This window comes from Aeromonas sp. SrichE-2G (assembly GCF_017939565.1).
GTDB classification, from domain to species: Bacteria; Pseudomonadota; Gammaproteobacteria; order Enterobacterales; family Aeromonadaceae; genus Aeromonas; species Aeromonas taiwanensis.
Genome location: NZ_JAGKRG010000053.1, coordinates 564,438 through 582,957 on the forward strand (window position 1 = coordinate 564,438; position 18,520 = coordinate 582,957).

14 protein-coding genes are annotated in these 18,520 nt (G+C 64.4%); 6 read left to right on the forward strand and 8 right to left on the reverse strand.

The annotated features are described in order from the left end of the window. Nucleotides 1-33 precede the first annotated feature (33 nt). Together J9885_RS18990 and J9885_RS18995 are read right to left on the reverse strand one after the other, a co-directional pair. Entirely contained in the window at nt 34-1,425 is a 1,392-nt protein-coding gene (locus tag J9885_RS18990) for an alkaline phosphatase (RefSeq protein WP_210550392.1), read from the reverse strand. A gap of 11 nt (nt 1,426-1,436) precedes the next feature. Next, complete coding sequence (locus J9885_RS18995; RefSeq protein WP_210550393.1) at nt 1,437-2,828, reverse strand: alkaline phosphatase; 1,392 nt, start codon at nt 2,826-2,828, stop codon at nt 1,437-1,439. A 340-nt stretch (nt 2,829-3,168) separates the two neighbouring features. On the opposite strand from J9885_RS18995, the gene ylqF reads away from it, so the two are divergent. Both ylqF and J9885_RS19005 read left to right on the forward strand, forming a co-directional pair. Further along, nucleotides 3,169-4,119 (forward strand): ribosome biogenesis GTPase YlqF, encoded by a 951-nt coding sequence (ylqF, locus tag J9885_RS19000; protein WP_210550394.1) that lies wholly within the window; start codon nt 3,169-3,171, stop codon nt 4,117-4,119. A 306-nt stretch (nt 4,120-4,425) separates the two neighbouring features. Then, entirely contained in the window at nt 4,426-5,574 is a 1,149-nt protein-coding gene (locus J9885_RS19005) for an MFS transporter (RefSeq protein WP_210550395.1), read from the forward strand. Between the two features lie 171 nt (nt 5,575-5,745). Here the strand turns inward: J9885_RS19005 and J9885_RS19010 are convergent, their stop codons facing one another. The 3 genes from J9885_RS19010 to dinG form a co-directional block, all read right to left on the reverse strand. Continuing rightward, the gene (locus J9885_RS19010) at nt 5,746-6,642 is read right to left on the reverse strand and encodes a histone deacetylase (RefSeq protein ID WP_210550396.1); all 897 of its coding nucleotides are present in this window, start codon (nt 6,640-6,642) and stop codon (nt 5,746-5,748) included. Between the two features lie 70 nt (nt 6,643-6,712). Continuing rightward, on the reverse strand, nt 6,713-7,372 hold the full coding sequence (locus J9885_RS19015; RefSeq protein WP_043759504.1) for a DUF2057 domain-containing protein: 660 nt from the start codon (nt 7,370-7,372) through the stop codon (nt 6,713-6,715). Nucleotides 7,373-7,491: 119 nt separating this feature from the next. Then, the gene (dinG, locus tag J9885_RS19020) at nt 7,492-9,564 is read right to left on the reverse strand and encodes an ATP-dependent DNA helicase DinG (RefSeq protein WP_210550397.1); all 2,073 of its coding nucleotides are present in this window, start codon (nt 9,562-9,564) and stop codon (nt 7,492-7,494) included. Between the two features lie 380 nt (nt 9,565-9,944). Here dinG and J9885_RS19025 point away from each other — a divergent pair, with 380 nt between their 5' ends. The 3 genes from J9885_RS19025 (at nt 9,945) to J9885_RS19035 (ending at nt 13,450) form a co-directional block, all read left to right on the forward strand. Continuing rightward, entirely contained in the window at nt 9,945-10,961 is a 1,017-nt protein-coding gene (locus J9885_RS19025) for a porin (protein WP_210550398.1), read from the forward strand. 211 nt (nt 10,962-11,172) lie between these two features. Beyond that, nucleotides 11,173-12,114 carry a hypothetical protein gene (locus J9885_RS19030; RefSeq protein ID WP_210550399.1) on the forward strand — a complete coding sequence of 314 codons (942 nt, stop codon included), beginning with the start codon at nt 11,173-11,175 and terminating at the stop codon, nt 12,112-12,114. Between the two features lie 145 nt (nt 12,115-12,259). Beyond that, nucleotides 12,260-13,450 (forward strand): amino acid aminotransferase, encoded by a 1,191-nt coding sequence (locus tag J9885_RS19035; RefSeq protein ID WP_134697194.1) that lies wholly within the window; start codon nt 12,260-12,262, stop codon nt 13,448-13,450. Between the two features lie 78 nt (nt 13,451-13,528). Here J9885_RS19035 and J9885_RS19040 read toward each other — a convergent pair whose 3' ends face one another. The 3 genes from J9885_RS19040 to J9885_RS19050 form a co-directional block, all read right to left on the reverse strand. Continuing rightward, nucleotides 13,529-15,037, reverse strand: coding sequence for a helicase HerA-like domain-containing protein (locus tag J9885_RS19040; protein ID WP_210550400.1), 1,509 nt, complete (start codon nt 15,035-15,037; stop codon nt 13,529-13,531). Between the two features lie 108 nt (nt 15,038-15,145). Then, nucleotides 15,146-15,640 carry a DUF2062 domain-containing protein gene (locus J9885_RS19045; protein WP_210550459.1) on the reverse strand — a complete coding sequence of 165 codons (495 nt, stop codon included), beginning with the start codon at nt 15,638-15,640 and terminating at the stop codon, nt 15,146-15,148. Beyond that, entirely contained in the window at nt 15,634-16,152 is a 519-nt protein-coding gene (locus tag J9885_RS19050) for a DUF2062 domain-containing protein (RefSeq protein WP_210550401.1), read from the reverse strand. The genes J9885_RS19045 and J9885_RS19050 overlap by 7 nt, the downstream gene beginning before the upstream one ends. A 28-nt stretch (nt 16,153-16,180) precedes the next feature. Here J9885_RS19050 and J9885_RS19055 point away from each other — a divergent pair, with 28 nt between their 5' ends. Beyond that, the gene (locus J9885_RS19055; RefSeq protein ID WP_210550402.1) at nt 16,181-18,409 is read left to right on the forward strand and encodes a DNA internalization-related competence protein ComEC/Rec2; all 2,229 of its coding nucleotides are present in this window, start codon (nt 16,181-16,183) and stop codon (nt 18,407-18,409) included. Nucleotides 18,410-18,520: the final 111 nt, after the last annotated feature.

Below are 18,520 nucleotides of genomic sequence, written 5' to 3' on the forward strand. Positions count from 1 at the left end.
GAAGAGGCCCGGCGCAGGCCGGGCCTCCCTCGCTCACAGGCCGAGCGCCTCCCTGAGCTTGCCGAACACCTTGGTGTTGTCCAGCGTCCCCTTGAAGCGTCCGCTGCCGGCACCGTCTGCAAACAGCATGACATCGCCCCCGCCATGGGTCTCGGAACCCAGCTTGACCCCGGTCTCCTGCAGGTAGTCATCCGCCATCACCTGCTCGCTGGTGAGGGTGGGGCGCTGATCCTGGCGGTTGGGGCCGTTGCCGAACACCAGGGTAGTGAACGGCTTGCCGTCCACGTCGTTCTGCGTGGAGCCGTCACCGTTCTTGACCAGATCCAGCACAGGGTTGCCCTTGGCGGCGTAGCCGTTGATGGTCATGGTGTGGTCGTGGTCGGCGGTGACCACGATCAGGGTATCCTTCAGGTCGACCTTGCCCAGCGCCGTCTTGACCGCCTCGTCCAGCGCCACCGCATCGGTGAGCGACCGTTTGGCGTTGGTGGCGTGCAGGGCGTGGTCGATGCGGCCCCCTTCCACCATCAGGAAGTAGCCCTGACTATTCTGGCTGAGCAGATCGATCGCCTTGGCGGTCATCTCGGAGAGGGACGGCTGGGTGCTGGCCGCCCCCTTGGCAACCCGGTCCAGCTCGTAGTCGAGGTGGGACTTGGCGCTGAACAGGCCCAGCACCTTGCCGCTCTCGACCTTGGCGAGATCGCTCCTGGTGGTGACATAGCTGTACCCCTGGGCGCTCAGCTCGGCGGTCAGATCCCGGCCGTCGGCCCGGCCGCCCTTGTTACTGTCGCTGTAGGGCGTCCAGTGGTTGGCACCGCCCCCCATCAGCACATCCACCCCGTCCCCCAGCGCCTGGTTGAAACCGGCGCTGCCCGGCACCGCCTGCTCGGCGATGGCGTAGGCCGCATCCCGGTGGCAGATGTGGGAATAGGTGGCCGCGGGGGTGGCATGGGTCAACTCGGTGGTGGTGACAGCCCCCACCGACTTGCCCGCCGCCTTGGCCAGCTCGAGGATGGTCGGCACCGGGGTGCCGTTGTCGCTGGTGCAGTTGTTGATGCCCTTGTTGCCGTTGGCATCCTTGGCCGGCGCCACGGCCCTGGTGTCGCTGCTCATGGCGATCACCTCGTTGTTCATCTTGACGCCCGTGGTGTAGGCCGCCATGGAGGGGGCGGAGTCCGTGGTCTGGGCATCGTGGGAGAAGGTCTTGATGCGGGCGCTGCGCGCCAGCTTCATCATCTCGAGATCCCCCTCTTCCCCCACCTTGTAGAGGCGGGTGGCAGTGAGCACGGTGGGGCCCATGCCGTCGCCAATGAAGAGGATCACGTTTTTGGCGTCGGCGGCGTGCGCCTGGGAGAGGCCCCCCAGTGTCCCGTAAAGGGTGCCGAGCAGGGCGGTGCAGACCAGCGTCTTGTTCATGGTGATGTTCATCCTGTATTCCCTTACAGCTTGGCCGCAGCCTTGACCTTGCCGAAGACGGCGGTGTTGTCGAGTGAGCCGTGGAAGCTCTCCGCTCCCTGGCCGATGGCGCCGAGGAAGACATCGGTACCACCGTGGGTCTCGTTGCCTATCTCGCCCACCTTGACCACGACCTCCTGGTGATAGTCGTCGGCGGAGACGGTGGCGTCGTCAAGGGGCGCCACGCTGCTGCGCGGACCGTCCACCCGGTTGTAGCCATTGCCAAAGCCGATGATGGTGTAGGGCATGCCATCGCTGTCCTTGCTCGGTTCGCCGGTCTCGTAGTTCTTCACCAGCCCGAGCACGCCCGGATTGCCGGCCGTGGTCTTGCCGGTGCGCTTGGCGTAGCCGTTGAGCACCAGGGTGTGGTCATGGTCGGCGGTGACCACGATCAGGGTGTTCTTCAGCTCGGGGTCCGTTTTCTTCACCTCCTCGATGGCGGCCTGGATGGCGTCGTCGAAGGCGAGGGTGTCCTGCAGGGCGCGCTTGGCGTTGGTGTCGTGCAGGGCATGGTCGATGCGCCCCCCTTCCACCATCAGGAAGTAGCCCTTCTCTTTATCCTTGAGCTGCTTGATGGCGGCCAGGGTCATCTGGGCCAGAGATGGCTCGCTGGCGGGCCTGTCCAGGTCGTATTTCATGTGGCTTGAGCCGAACAGGCCCAGCAGCGGCTTGCCGGCCTCGGCCTTATCCAGCTCATCCAGGGTGCTGGCAAACTGGTAGCCTTGCGCCTGCATCTCGGTGATGAGGTTGCGACCGTCTTCCCGCTTGCCCTTGTCGGCCAGGGGCTTGAAGAAGCCGCTGCCGCCTCCCAGCACCACGTCCAGCCCCTCTTTCAAGGCGCTGTTGTAACCGGCACCGCCCGGCACCAGCTGGGCGGCGATGTCGGCCTCCAGATCCCGGTTGCAGATGTGGGCATAGGTGGCGGCCGGGGTGGCGTGGGTCACCCGGGTGGTGGTGACGACGCCGGTGCCGCGGCCATCGGCCTTGGCCAGCTCCAGCAGGGTGGTGACCGGCTTGCCTGCACTCTGGCTGCAGTCGCTCTCCTGGGTGGCGTCGCTGTCCATGCTGATGACGCCGTTGTTGCTCTTGACCCCGGTCATGTAGGCGGACATGGAGGGGGCCGAGTCGGTCACCTGGGCGTCGTGGGAGAAGGTCTTGATGAAGGCTGTCTCGGGCAGGGTGTCGATGGTGAGGCTGCCCTCTTCACCGACGCCGTAGATGCGGGAGGCGGTCAGGGTGTTGAGGCCCATGCCGTCCCCGAGGAAGAAGATCACGTTCCTGGCGCTGGGTTCCGGGGTGGTGCTGTCGTTGTTGGAGTTGCAGCCGGCGGCCAGGGCGGCGCCTATCATCACTGCAAGTCCTGCCATCTTTCTCATTGGGGTTCGCTCCTTGTGAAACCTGAGCGCAGCCTAGAGGGGGCAGATGACACTTTTAGTGAAGAGAGATGACAATACGGTGAAGGTGCCTTGTAAATGTTATCTTATATCAATGAGTTATGCTGGTCGTGTGCGGACGCTCCCGGCCCGGGGGCGCCACGGGCATCCGCCACCGGGGTGACAACACCCGGCCAGAATGGCCTGTCAAATCGGGGCCGCAGCAGGTAAAATGCGCCCCCTTGCGATGAGTGCCAGCAGTCTGGCGCATCACCACGCGCCCGCAGCCCCGAGCGCCCGCAGCCCCGAGAGGGGCCCGCATTCCAATGAGAGAGTAACGGATATGTCCATCAACTGGTTCCCCGGCCACATGCACAAGGCCCGCAAAGAGATTGCAGAGGTCATGCCCCAGGTCGATGTCATCATCGAGATGCTCGACGCCCGCATTCCCTTCTCCAGCGAGAACCCCCTGGTGCCGGAGCTGCGCGGCGAGACGCCGGTGATCAAGGTGCTGAACAAGGCAGACCTCGCCGACCCCGAGATCACCGCGCTCTGGGTGGCCCACATGGAGCAGGAGAAGGGGATCAAGGCATTGCCCCTGACCCAGCAGGAGCCGGAGAAGATCAAGCAGTTGCTGACCCTGTGCCACGAGATGCTGCCGGAGCGCAACTTCGAGCTGCGCGGGGTGCGCGCCATGATCATGGGCATCCCCAACGTGGGCAAGTCCACCCTGATCAACACCCTGGCGGGTCGCATCATCGCCAAGACCGGCAACGAGGCGGGGGTGACCAAGTCCCAGCAGCGGATCAAGCTGGACAACCACGTCATCCTGACGGATACCCCGGGCTTCCTCTGGCCCAAGCTCAACCCGCCCTCCTGTGGCTATCGCCTGGCGATCACCGCGGCCATCAAGGACACCGTCTTCGACTACGCCGACATCGCCATGTTCGCCGCCGACTACTTCATCAAGGCCTATCCGGAGCGGATCAAGGCGCGCTACCAGTTGAGCGAGCTGCCCGAAACCGAGATCGAGCTGCTGGATCTCATCGCTCGCCAGCGCGGTTTCATGCGCAAGGGGGGCCTGGCGGATCTGCACAAGGCGTCCGAGATCCTGGTCAACGAATTCCGCTCCGGCATGCTGGGCCGCATCTCCCTGGAGACCCCGGAGATGGTGAGGGCCGAGATCGTGGAGGCCGAAGCCGAGGCCGAACAGAAGGCCAAGGAGAAGGCCGAGCGGGAAGAGGAGCGCCAGGCCCGGGCCCGTCGCAAGTACGCCAAGAAGCGCCAGCGCTGACCGGCATAGTGTGCGATGTAAACAGTGCTCGATATCAAGAAGAGGCGGCCCAAGGGTCGCCTCTTCTTGTTTGGGCCTTCAGGGTTGTGGAGAGGCCACAAGGTCGATGCTCAACCGGCCCATGATCGTCATCATGGCTAAAGCGCTAGTTAATCAAGAGGATAGGGTTAGCGTTAAGGGGGGGCCGTGGTGCTTGGCAAGAGCGGCGTGCCGCCACACCTTGCGATCCCTACTCAGCGCCGATTGACAATGGCATTGGCGGTGGCATGATGCGCTCGCATTTTGCCTCTCCCCACGGTTTTATCCATGACCACATATTCCCGCCCGGTGCTGCTTCTGCTCTGTGGCCTGCTGTTGCTGACCCTGGCCATCGCGGTATTGAACACCCTGGTGCCGCTCTGGCTCGCCCACGACAATCTGCCGACCTGGCAGGTGGGCATGGTCGGCTCCTCCTATTTTACCGGTAACCTGCTGGGCACCCTGCTGGCGGGGTCGCTGATCAAGCGCCTCGGGTTCAATCGCAGCTACTACCTGGCGTCTGCCATCTTTGCCGCAGGCTGCGTCGGCCTGGGGGTCACCCAGGGGTTCTGGAGCTGGCTGACATGGCGCTTCATCGCCGGTGTGGGCTGCGCCATCATCTGGGTGGTGGTGGAGAGCGCCCTCATGTGCAGCGGCAATGCGCGCAACCGGGGCCGTCTGCTGGCGGCCTACATGATGGTCTATTACCTGGGCACAGTGCTCGGGCAACTGCTGGTCAGCAAGGTATCGACGGGGCTGATGGATGTCCTCCCCTGGGTGAGCGCCCTGGTACTGGCAGCCGTCTTGCCGCTGCTGTTTGCCCGCATCGTCAACGCGCGCAGCGAACAGGAGACGAGTGCCCTGGTGTGGCCCATGCTGCGCCTTCGCCAGGCCCGGCTGGGGGTCAACGGCTGCATCATCTCCGGCATGGTGCTGGGCTCTCTCTATGGGCTGATGCCTCTTTATCTCAACCGTCAGGGGGTGAGCGACTCCGGCATCGGCTTCTGGATGGCGGTGATGGTCAGCGCCGGCATTCTGGGGCAGTGGCCCATCGGCCGTCTGGCGGAGCGCTTCGGGCGCTTGCCTGTGCTGCGGGTGCAGGTGTTTGCCGTGATCCTGGGGTGCATGGCGATGCTCGGCGGTGCCGTCATGGGACCGGCGCTGTTTATGCTGGGGGCCGCGTGTTTTACGCTCTACCCCGTGGCCATGGCCTGGGCCTGCGAAAAAGTGGCGCACCATCAGCTGGTGGCCATGAACCAGGCGCTGCTGCTGAGCTACACCATCGGCAGCCTGCTCGGCCCGACCCTGACGGCACTCCTGATGCAGCGCTACTCGGACAACCTGCTGTTCATCGTGATCGCCTGCGTGTCGTTTATCTATCTGCTGATGCTGCTGCGCAAAATGGGAGAACACCCGACGCCGGTGGCCCATGCCTGAGGACTGTCGGGCTTCTCTGACGCCTTCATAGGGGCGATCTCTGACGGGCCTTTCCGGGGGGCACGGCTGGGGGAGAGGGGGAGGGCTGGCGTTGTTGTGCTTTATATAAAGAAGAGGTGGCCCAGGTGCCGCCTTTTTTGTGGCCGGGAGGGGGGTGAGCATCGCCATGTGCTAGCCGTAGCGGCGTCTGGCCTCCTCGAACAGAGACATGTGCAAGGGGATCAACCGCTGCCAGTCGCGCCGGTAGCCGCCACCGGGCACGGCGGCAATGGGCAGGCCGTGGCGCCGGGCACAGTCAAAGACCATGGCATCGCGCCGGCGTACCCCCTGATCGCTCAAAGAGAGGTAGCCGAGCTCGTCGTCCCGGTGTACGTCCACCCCGGCCTGATAGAGGATGAGGTCGGGTTGATAGAGGCGAAGCGCCAGGCTCAGTGCCTGCTCCAGGGTAGTGAGGTAGGCATCGTCCTCCATGCCGGTGGGCAGCGGGAAGTCCAGGTGGGAGGCAGGCTTGTGGCGGGGAAAGTTGTGCTCCCCGTGCAGGGAGAGGGTGATGATGTCGCGGCTGCCTGCACACAGGGCGGCGCTGCCATCCCCCTGATGGACATCGAGATCCACGATCAGCACCTGCTCGCAGCGCCCCTCGTCCAGGCAGGCCCTCGCCGCAATCACCAGATCGTTGAACAGGCAGAAGCCGCTGCCAAAGTCCCGGTGGGCGTGGTGATAACCACCGGAGATCTGCAGGCCGCAGCCGTGCGTCAGGGCGTGACGGCTGGCTGCCAGGGTGGCCCCCACCGAACGCAGGGTACGTTCAATCAGCATGGGGGACCAGGGGAAACCGAGCCGGCGGATGGCGGCTTGGTCGAGGCACCCCTGGAGGGCAGCATCCACAAAGTTGGCCTCATGGACCCGCACTATCTGCTCGCGGCTCGCGGTGGGGGCCTCGAGAAGCGGATACCCCTCTGTCGACAGCTGCCGATGCAGCGCCTGGTACTTGGCCAGGGGGAAGCGGTGGCGCTCGGGCAGCACCAGGGCGGAGTAGTGGGGGTGATAGAAGATACGAAGTGACATGCGGAGCCTATCCGGATGGATATGAAAAAGGGGAGCCAGGCTCCCCTCTATACAGGCGTGCGATGCGCCCTTATTGCTGCTGGATGACCCAGATCTGGAAGGCTTTGCGGGTCTCCGCATCGGCCTTGTTGTACCAGTTCTGCATCTGGGTCAGGGCTTCGGGGTTGCTCTGGGCCTTGCTCGGGGCCACTTCGGCCGGTGCACTGGCGGCGGCCATCACGGCGGCGCTGGAGATGGCGACGGTCTTGGGCTGGTTGAAGGCCTTGCCCATATTGATCAGCTCCTGCTGATAGTCGCGGGTCAGCTGGAAGCCACCCACGGTCGGCATGACGAACTGCTCGCTCTCGACGGTCTGGCCGCTGGCCTTGTCCTTGAGGACCACTTTCTGATCTTTCAGGAAGGCCTTGGCTTCCGCTTCGTTGCGGGGCTTCTTGTAGTCCAGCACCAGGGTCTGGTTGTCGGCGGCGGTGAAGTTGATCACCAGGGGCTCGGCGGTCACCAGCTTGATTTCGCTACGGTTGGAGTAGTTGCCCTCGAAGGCCACCACCAACTGGTGCTTGCCGGCGCTGATGGGGAAGCTGCTGGTCTTTTCAAGCAGCTTGGGGTTGATGGACTCCCCGTCGATGAGCTGGACCACATAGGGGTTGGTTATTTCCAGTTGGCTATTAGCCAGGGCGCTACCTGCCCACAACAGACCAGCCAGGGCCGGCACCAGAACAGTCAGTTTCATTTCATCTCCTTGAACAGTCAGGCGATTGCCCACTGAAAAATAGGGGCTCATTTTTGCAGGTTTGCCCTGGAGCGGCAATAGCCGTTTATGGCGCGGCCCTGCCGACGGGAGAGCCGATCCTACTCGATTCGCCGGGTGAAAGGAGGCAGGGCGTCCAGCAGCCCCTTGCCATAGCGTTTGGTCAACAGACGCCGGTCGAGAATGGTCACGCGCCCCCGATCCGCCTCTTTGCGGATGAGGCGGCCACAGGCCTGGATAAGCTTGCGCGACGCCTCCGGCACCGTCAGTTGCAGGAAGGGGTTGCCGCCGCGCTGCTCTATCCACTCGGCGGTGGCCTCTTCCACCGGCGAGTTCGGCACCGCAAAGGGCAACTTGGTGATCACCAGGTTGGTGAGGTAGTGCCCCGGCAGATCCAGCCCCTCGGAGAAACTGCCGGTGCCAAAGAGGATGCTGGCCTGGCCGCCGTCGCACTTCTGTTTGTGCAAGAGGAGCAGGGCGCTGCGCGACGCTTCCCCCTGCACCAGCAGCGACATCCCCTTGGCCCTGAGCCCCGCCGCCACCTCGTTCATCTGCCGGTAGGAGGAGAAGAGCACCAGGCTCGCCTCCTTGCCTGCCAGCAGGCGAGGCAGGGTGTCGATCAGTTCCTGGGTAAAGGCGGGGGCGCTCGGTTCATGAGCCATCCTGGGCAGATAGAGCTCGGCCTTGTGGTAGTCGAAGGGGGATCGCAGGCGCAGATAGCGGGTGCCATCGTGCTCCTTGAGCCCCACCTGGTGGCGGAAATAGCTGAAGGAGGAGAGGGCGGTGAGGGTGGCAGAGACCAGCACGGCCCCGAGGCAGCGGGACCAGAGCCACTCTTCCAGCAGATAGCCCACCTCGATGGGGGAGGCGTGCAGCCAGATGTCCCCGTCCTCGCTCCTGGCCATCCAGCGGGCGAGCGGTGTTTTGCCGGCGGGCACGTGGCGGCTCAGCATCTCCCACAGGGCGCAGAAGTTTTCCAGGCGCTGCAGGTGAAAGCCGCTCTCCGCCAGCAGGGGCTCGGCCTCCTTGCGGCGGATCTCGCCATCTTTGAGCGCCTCGCCGATGGCCCCCTGCATCCTGTCCAGCGCCCGCAGCGCCTTCTTGCTCGCCTCTTTCAGGTTCTCCGCCAGCATGGGCAGGGGGTCGGGCAGGACACCGTCGGCAAACCTGTGGTGCTGCTCGGCGCCAAACAGCTGCTCGTGGCTGCCGAGCCACTGCTCCAGCGCCTTCAGGTCCGGCTGCAAAGAGGCCAGGGCATCCTGCAGCTTCAGCTGGGGATCGAGCAGGCTCTCCTTGTTGAGGGCCCGCGCCAGCTTGCCGGCACTTTGCACCAGCTTCTCCAGCCAGCGGCGGGAGCCCTTGATGCTGGCGCTCGCTGCGCCGTGATCCCGGGCGATGGTCGGCAGGTGGTGAGCCTCATCCAGCACATAGATGCACTCGTCGGGGGGAGGCAGGATGATGCCGCCCCCCATGGTGAGGTCGGAGAGCAGCAGGGCATGGTTGACCACCAGCACGTCGGCGGCGTCCATGTCGTTGCGGGCACGGTGGAAGGGGCAGTGCTGGTGGTGGCTGAGCGCCTTGTTGCAGGTGTGGCGATCGGCGGCGATGCGATCCCAGCAGGCGTCGGGGATGGGTTTGGGCCAGTTGTCCCGATCACCGTCCCACTTGCCCCCCGTGTAGGCCTGCCACAACGCCTCATAGCACGCCTTGTCGGAGTCTGACGGCTTGTGTTTGCTCAAACTCCCGAAGTCGAGCTCGAAGTTGGCCATGTCGATGCCGCTCGCCGCCTGCTCCAGCAGGTGTTCGCAGCAGTAACGCTGGCGCCCCTTGACCAGCATGAAGCGAAACGGCAGCTCGCTGTGGCGGTGGTAGAAAGGCAGGTCCTTGTGGATCAACTGCTCCTGCAGGGCGACGGTGGCGGTGGAGATCACCAGCTTCTTCTGGGTGAGCCGTGCCACCGGGATGGCGCCCTGGGCATAGGAGAGGGATTTGCCGATGCCGGTGCCGGCCTCTGCCACCAGGATGCGGCGACTCCTGTCATATTCCCCCGTCAGGGTCTTGGCGATTTCGGCCACCAGAAAGTTCTGCTCCTTGCGCGGCACAAAACCGGGTAAACCATCGGCAATCTGGCGATAGGTATTGCGGATGGTGGCTTTGAGGCGAGTCGATAGCATAAATAAGGTGCGGCCGTGTGGAGATGAATGAACACAGGATACCCGCAAGAGGTGACCGGGGTCGAGGCAAGGGAAGGCAGTGAGCGCCGACGTGCCTCTGCACATATGTCATGGGGCGGATGGGGCGTGCAATAAACCACCAGGAAAGGTGTTTTGGGCAGCAACTATCGCTGTAAACGTTTACCCTGGTGGGGCAAACGTTGTGGGATTCAGCTCACAAAAATCCCCCTATGACTATGGTTTTCATAAAAAGTTCCAAGTTTTTTCATTGCGGATTGGAAAACCCGGTGATAGTCTCGGCGCCATAGTGATGCAAAGAACATCGCTAACACAGGGAATAACAAGGACTTAGTGTTTAATTACAGTAGGCATTGGAAACTATGAAAAAGACAATTCTGGCTATTGCTATCCCGGCTCTGTTCGCATCCGCAGCCAACGCTGCTGTCGTTTACGACAAAGACGGCACCTCTTTTGATATCTACGGCCGTGTTCAGGCTAACATGTACGCTGACCACAACGATGAAGATGCAGAACTGGTTGGTTCCTCCCGTCTGGGCTGGTCCGGCAAAGTTGCTCTGAACGACACCTGGTCCGGTATCGCCAAGACCGAGTGGCAAGTTTCTGCCGAAAACTCCGACAACAAGTTTGACTCCCGTCACATCTGGGTTGGCTTCGACGGCACCCAGTACGGCAAGATCATCTTCGGCCAGACCGACACCGCGTTCTACGACGTGCTGGAGCCGACCGATATCTTCAACGAGTGGGGCGACGCTGGTAACTTCTACGACGGTCGTCAAGAAGGCCAGGTTATCTACTCCAACAGCTTCGGTGGCTTCAAGGGCAAACTGTCCTACCAGACCAACGATGACGAAGCTGTCAAGGTTACCGACGTAGGTGGCAACTCCTTCACTACCGAATTCCCGGACATCAAGCGTAACTGGGCCTATGCTGCCGCAGTTGGCTATGACTTCGACTTCGGTCTGGGCTTCAACGGTGGTTACGCTTACTCCGACCTGGAATCGACCACCAACAGCAACACCGGTGAGAAATCCGAGTGGGCTCTGGGCGCACACTACGCCATCAACGGCTTCTACTTCGCCGGTATGTACACCGAAGGCGACCTGAAGAACGACAGCACCGGTTACAAGGGTGAAGGTCGTGGCTACGAGCTGGCTGCTTCCTACAACGTCGACGCCTGGACCTTCCTGGCTGGCTACAACTTCAAGGAAGGCAAGGACAACACTGCCGGTTCTTCCTACGAAGACATGCTGGACGAAACCCTGCTGGGCGTACAGTACAACTTCACTTCCAAGCTGAAGGCGTACACCGAGTACAAGATCCAGGGTATCGACGGTCTGGACGACGAGTTCACTGTTGCTCTGCAATACAACTTCTAATCCTGTCCTAGCACGGATTTAGTGAGTAAACGGCCAAGCTTGCTTGGCCGTTTTGTTTTGTCTGCTTCCTTGATGTGCCCGAGCCGTCCGGCTTGCCCTCCGGCCCTGCGCCAGGTCACGTTGTCTTCCTTGTCCCCTTGGCTCTCTTCTCGTAAATCGCTAGATTATTCAATTCGTTGAAACAGGGCTGGCCAACAGGGAAGGATACCTTTTGATCGATTTCACTCACCCCGAGTGGCGCGCGTTGGCGCAGCAGTTGTTGAGCGGGGCCCCCCAGATTGTTCGCGGTCGCCAGTGGCAGCCCCTTATCGGCATGTTGAAGGACAACCAGCTGCTGCTGACCCTGGGCAACCATCGCTACGAGCTGACCCCGGCCGGGCGGCGCTACCTGACCCGCGAGCTGATGCTGGCGGAGATGGCCTGCGCGCCCCCGGAGCCGGAGGAGTGGCTTCATACCCAGGGCTGGCAGCTGGGGGAGAGGGTCAACGAACGGGTGCTGGCGGCCCTCTATCGCAAGGGGGAGACGGGTTTCAGCCCCATCGAGCAGATCGATTTCGAGGACAAGGGGATCCGGCCGTGCAGCGATCTGCCCCTGCGCCTGCGCGCCGCCCGCCCGTTCAGCCTCTTCTTCAGCGGGGGCACCCTGCTCGATGCCACGTCCTGGCTCCAGACCCTGGGGGAGGTGGCGCTGCCCGCCCGCACCCTGGCGGGGCTTGGCAAGGTCCTCTGGGGGGAGGGGGAGATCCAGCGGGTGATCACGACCGACGTCGTCGGTGCCTTTGCCGACGTACACCTGCCCGCCGATGCCCTGCTGGTCTGGTATCCGGCCCAGGATCCCGGCACCTTGCAACCCCTGATCGCTGCCTTGCCCCCCCAGACGCTCTGGAGCCACCTCACCGCCCTGGATCCTGCCGGGGTCGACAGGGTGCTGACCCTGGCCCAGCGCCTGGGGCGCCCGGCGAGCTGGTGGCTGCCACGGGATCTCGTGCCCATCAAGACGGCCTACGGGGTCCCCCTGCACGACTCGCGTCCCTGGGAGCCGAGCCGGATCCCTCGCTCATTGCTGGCACAGTGCAGCGATCTGGTGGAGTCGGGCCACGGTCTCTCGGCGGAAGTCTGTGCCCTGGCGCCCGATTGGCACGCGGTCGGGTGAGAGGCTCCCCTGCTGCCTCGAGAAAGCGGTTTTCCCCTATGGAAGGCAGTGGTATAAAGAGTTGGCGGAGCGCTCCCTGGATGGGCGCTTTTGTTTGCCAACCTACTTTGCCAGCCAACGAACTCAACGGAATACAGGGAATACCATGTTTGAAAAGGTTGTTGCCGCCCCAGCGGATCCGATCCTGGGCCTGACCGAAGCCTTCCGTGCCGACACTCGCAGCCACAAGATCAATCTGGGGGTCGGGATCTACAAGGATGAGACCGGTGCCACTCCTATCCTTCACTGCGTCAAGAAAGCCGAACAGAAGCTTTTGACCGACGAGAAGACCAAGAATTACCTCGGTATTGAAGGCAATATCGAGTACGGCCGCATCGTGCAGCAGTTGCTGTTTGGGCAGGACTCCGCCCTCGTCAACAGCGGCCGCGCCAAGACAGCGCAAGCCCCGGGCGGTACCGGTGCCCTGCGTATCGCCGCCGAGTTCGTGGTGCGCAACAATCTCGCCAAGACCGTCTGGATCTCCGACCCCACCTGGGCCAACCACGTCAGCGTGTTCCAGTCCGCGGGTCTGACCGTCAAGTGGTACAAGTACTACGATGCGGCGACCAAGGGGCTCGACTTTGCCGCCATGCAGGCGTCTCTCTCCGAGGCACAGGCCGGCGATCTGGTACTGCTGCACGGCTGCTGCCACAACCCGACCGGTATCGACCCGACCGCTGATCAGTGGCGCGCCCTGGCCAAGCAGAGCGCCGCCGCAGGCTGGCTGCCGCTGTTCGACTTCGCCTATCAGGGCTTTGCCCGCGGTATCGAGGAAGATGCCGAAGGCCTGCGCATCTTCGCCGAGTGCCACGACGAGCTGCTGGTGGCGAGCTCCTTCTCCAAGAACTTCGGTCTCTACAACGAGCGGGTCGGGGCCTTCACCCTGGTCTGTGCGACCAAGGCGGTGGCCGACGTGGCCTTCACCCAGGTCAAGACCGTCATTCGCGCCAACTACTCCAACCCGCCGTCCCACGGCGCCGCCGTCGTCACCGCCGTGGTGAGCGATCCTGCCCTCTATGCCGAGTGGGTGGAAGAGGTGGCCGCCATGCGGGTGCGCATTCGCGAGATGCGCGAACTGCTGGTGGAGAAGCTGGCCGCCCGTGGCGTGAGTCAGGACTTCGGTTTCATCCGCGAGCAGAACGGCATGTTCTCCTTCTCCGGTCTCAGCAAGGATCAGGTGGAGCGCCTCAAGAGCGAGTTCGCCATCTACATCGTCGGCTCCGGCCGGATCAGCGTAGCCGGTATCACCCGCGCCAACATTGACCCGCTGTGCGACGCCATCGCCAAGGTGCTGTAAGCGAGTCATCGCCATCCGTTCAATAAAAAGCCCGCCGGGGAGACCCGGCGGGCTTTTTCGTTCCTGCGGTGTTCACCGTCAGCGACGGCGCTTGCCCCCCCCCAGCAGGGAGCCGAGCACCCCGCGGACCAGCTGGCGCCCCACCTCGTTGCCCAGGGTACGGGCCACGCTCTTGGCGGCGGTCTGTACCACTCCGTCGTGCTGGCCGCCGCGCGGGCCGGTGCGGCCAAAGAGGATGTCGTTGAGGGCATCGAGCAGGCCGCCCTCGGGCTCGCCACGGGATTGGGGGGGATCATCGGCGGCCACGGCCGGCCGAGCGCCGTTGAGGCGCTCGAAGGCCGACTCCCGATCCTCCGGTGTCTCGTAGCGGCCGTGCAGCAAGGAGCCCTGGATCAGGGCCTGCCGCTCACCGTCGGTCAGCGGTCCGATACGGCTGGCCGGCGGGGCGATGAAGGCGCGCTCCACCACGCCGGGGCGCCCCTTCTCGTCGAGCAGGGAGATGAGCGCCTCGCCGACGCCGAGTTCGGTGATGACGCCGGCGGCATCGAAGGCCGGGTTGGCCCGCAGGGTGTTGGCGGCGATGCGCACCGCCTTCTGATCGCTCGGGGTGAAGGCGCGCAGGGCGTGCTGCACCCGGTTGCCGAGCTGTCCCAGCACGCTGTCGGGGATGTCCGCCGGGCTCTGGGTCACGAAGTAGATACCCACCCCCTTGGAGCGAATGAGTCGAACCACCAGCTCGATCTTCTCCAGCAGCGCCTTGGGGGCGTCGTTGAACAGGAGGTGCGCCTCGTCGAAGAAGAAGACCAGGATGGGCTTGTCAGGATCCCCCACCTCGGGCAATTGCTCGAACAGCTCGGAGAGCAGCCAGAGCAGGAAGCAGGCATAGAGCCGGCTGGACTGGGTCAGCTTGCCCGCGGCCAGTACATTGATATGGCCGTGGCCGGCCTCGTCGGTCTGCAGCAGATCCTGAATGTCCAGCATGGGCTCGCCGAAGAAGTGATCGCCCCCGGCGCTCTCCAGAGTGAGCAGGTTGCGCAGGATGGCGCCGATGGAGGCGGTCGATACGTTGCCGTAGCGGGTGGTGAGGGTCTTGGCGTTGTCCCCCGCGAACTGCACCATGGCCCGCAGATCCTTGAGATCCAGCAGCAACAGCCCTTCGTCGTCTGCCACCTTGAACACCAGCTCCAGCACCCCGCTCTGGGTGTCGTTCAGACCGAGCAGACGGGAGAGCAGCAGCGGCCCCATGTCGGAAACGGTGGCCCGCACCGGGTGCCCCTGCAGGGCGAAGAGATCCCAGAACAGGGTGGGGTTGGCAGCAAAGCTCGGGGCCGGGATGCCGAGCTGTGCCAGTCTGGCGTCCAGCTTGGTGGACGGGGTGCCGGCGGCGCCCAGCCCGCTGAGATCACCCTTCACATCCGCCAGAAAGACGGGGACCCCGAGGCGGGAGAAGCCCTCTGCCAGCACCTGCAGGGTGACCGTTTTGCCGGTGCCGGTGGCGCCGGTAATGAGGCCGTGGCGGTTGGCCATGGCGGGCAGCAGAGTGAGGGGGCGGCCATTGGCGTGGGCCAGGGTCAGGGGTTCGGCCATGGTGGGCTCCTTGTCTTGGCGGATGGCGGCAAGCCGGGGTTACAAGGAGTGTGGTGGCAGAGCCAAATGATGGCAAGCCGCGCACCCCGGGGGCGCGGGGGAGCCTGCTCAGCGGGCGCGGATCAGCCTGTCGAGTTGCAGTATCAGCAGGGTGAACAGGGCGCCGGCGGCGGCAGTGAGCAGGGCCAGCAGCAGGCTGCCGAGCAGGAAGGGGGGCACCAGGGTGGCCGCCTCGTGCTCCAGCCAGTGCAGGGACCAGGTGAGGTGGAAGGGCTCCGGGGTTTCGCGCAGTACCAGACAGCCGGTGCGATAGGCGTAGAGGTACATGAAGGGTAGCGTCAGCGGGTTGTTGAACCAGACCGCCAGCAGGGCCAGCGGCAGGTTGAGGCTGAATGCCAGCGCCAGGGCGACGGCTACCAGGGAGTGCATGGGCATCGGGATCCAGCTGGCGAACAGACCGGCCGCCACGGCACCGCACAGGGCCCGGGTCCCTCTCTGCCAGAGGGCGGGGGTCAGCAGGCGCTCACCGAACAGGGCAAACCACTTCTGCTGGCGCAGGGTGTCCGGATCCAGCCGGAAGCGGGCGAACCAGCGGCTCAGCATGCCCGCGCCACCCGGCGTTTTTTCCACTGTCGTACCGTGCTCAGGCGCCAGAAGGTGCGGATCAGGGCATAGCCAATCAGAGAGCTCAGCAGGGCGAGCACCAGGGAGCCCAGCAAGAGCGGCGGTGCCACCGTTTCGAACACCGACATCAGCCAGGCCCAGGTAAACTCGATGTCGATGGGCTGGGCGTGCCGACCCAGCAGCTGGCAGCCGGTCAGGTAGGCGCCATAGAACAGGGGCGGCATGGTCAGGGGGTTGGAGAGCCAGACCAGAGCCACCGAGAGGGGCAGGTTGACCCGAAACAGGATGGCCCCCCCGGCCGCCAGCAACATCTGGCAGGGCAGGGGGATCCAGGCCATGAAGAGGCCGACCGCGAAGGCCCCTGCGGCGGATCGCCGGTTGAGATGCCAGAGGTTGGCATCGAGCAGCAGCTTGCCGAACAGGCGCAAGTGCTTGTGCTCTTTCAGGCTCTGCTGATCGGGCATCCAGCGCTGTATGATTCGTTTGGGCATGTTTTAAACCTTGCTAGATACTTGCTCCATGGATCTGCGTCTGTTGTCGTTTGCCCTTGGGGCAAGCTCCTCACTGCTTTGGCCATGGCTGCCTTCATGGGAATGGGGGGGCCTGATGCTGCTGCTCGCGCTCCCCCTCGCCGCCTGCCGCTGCTGGCGGCTGCTGTTTTTACTGTCTGGCATTCTCTGGATGCAGGGAAATCTGCACTACCGGCTGGCCTGGCTGGACCAGCTTGGCAAAAAAACGAGTCACATCATAACCGCACAAGTGCAAAGTGCGGAGCCCTCCGGCGACAAAGATCGCGATCATTTTACGCGCCTGCTGCTGCGGGTCGAGACCCTGGATGCCCTTCCCCTCACGCCGGCCCCCCTGGTGCGGGTGAACGCCTATCAGGCGCTGCCGCCCCTGCCCGCCGGCAGTCGCGTCACCCTGGTGACCAGCCTCAAGCCTGCCCATGGCCTCGCGAACGAAGCAGGGATGGACGGGCGACGGCTGCTGCTCGGCAAGGGGATCACGGCCACCGGCAATCTGCGCCGGATCATCGAGGTGACGGCAGCGCCGCCGGGCTGGCGTGAGCGCTGGCTGACCGCCGCCGACACGGCTTGGCAGGGATTGGTGCAGGCCCCCCTGCTGGCGGCACTCACCTTCGGGGAGCAGGAGGGCATCACGGATGCCCAGTGGGATCTCTTTCGCGGCAGCGGCCTGACCCATATCATCGCCATCTCCGGCCAGCATATCGCCCTGGTGGCGGTGCTCGGCTGGTGGCTGGGCAGGTTGTTCGGGTTGCGGGGGGCAATCTGCGTGTCACTCCTGTTTGCGGCCACCTACAGCTGGCTGGCCGGGTTTGCGGTGGCGACTGAACGGGCCCTCATCATGGTGCTGGTATGGAGCCTGCTGCGCTGGCTGAAACGGGACTGGCCGAGCCACCGCATCTGGCTGTGGGCCTTCGTGGTGATCGCGCTCTGGGATCCCTTCGCCCTCTATTCGGCGGGTTTCTGGCTCTCCTTCCTGGCGGTGGCCCTGCTGTTGCTGGCGAGCCTGCTGCACGAGCGTCCCGGCCTGGTGCGCCTGCAACTCTTGCTGCTGCTCGGGTTGTTGCCCCTGCAACTGCTGCTGTTCGAGGGGATGGCACCCCTGGCGCTCCTGCTCAACCTGTTGGCATTGCCGCTTTTCTGCTTCGGGATCATCCCCCTTGCCCTCATCGGCGTCCTGCTGGCTCCCCTCTCAACCACCCTGGCCCACGGCCTGCTCTGGCTGTCCGATCTTGGCCTGGAATGGGTGCTCTGGGGGCTGGCGCGGCTGGCGAGTCAGGTTCGGCTATGGTGGCCGGTACCGGGCTGGCTGATGCCCGCCAGCACCCTGCTGATCCTGCTGTGGGCGGGCCGGCAGCTGCCAGGAGGTCGCTTCCTGCTGCTCCCCGTGGCGGCGGCCCTGGTGCTGGCCGCCTGGCCCACACCCGCCCCCTGGCAGGTGCGGGTGCTGGACGTGGGGCAGGGGCTCTCCGTGCTCATCACCCGGGGAGAGCGCGGCATCCTCTTCGATACCGGGGATCGCTACCCCGGTGGCTACAACATGGCGGACGCGGTCATCCAGCCCGTGCTGAACCGGCTCGGAGTGAGGGTGATAGATACCCTCGTCATCAGCCACAGGGACCGGGATCACGCGGGCAACCGGCAGGCTGTGCTGCAGGGGATACCGGTGCGCCGCGAGCTCTCCTCCTTCCCGTTCGCGCCGAGTACCCAGGCCTGTCGCCGTGGCCAGCAGTGGCGCTGGCAGGGGCTCGACCTGCGCGTGCTCTGGCCCGAGCGACCGGGGGCGGGGCGCAACAACGACAGCTGCGTCGTGCAGATCAGCGACGGACGGCATCGCCTCCTGCTCAGCGGTGACATCGAGCAGTTGGCGGAACATCGCCTGCTGGCCCTGGAGAGCGGGGAGGGCGGGGGAGAGGGGTTGGCGAGCACCCTGCTGGTGAGTCCCCACCACGGCAGCCGCACCTCCTCGATCCCGGCCTTTGTGGCGGCGGTGCGGCCGACCTTCGTCGTGCACAGCGCTGGCTTCATGAACCAGTGGGGATTTCCCCGCCCCGACGTGGTGGCGCGTTATCAGGGCGCGCAGCAATGGGTGACCGGTGAGGATGGCGCCATCCTGATCGAGGGCGGCGATGATGGCCTGCGGATCCGGGCCGAGCGGGAGCAGGGACCCTGGTACAGGCGAAGTGGGACCTGGTGGAAACCCACGCCATGGAAAGAGGAGTGAGCGGCCGGTCTTTACTCGTGCGCAAGGGGCTTGACGCGGGATGGGGGCGCCGTCATTTGTGACCCGGGTTCGATACCCGACTGCCTGCGACGCTTGGTGAAGCCCCAAGGT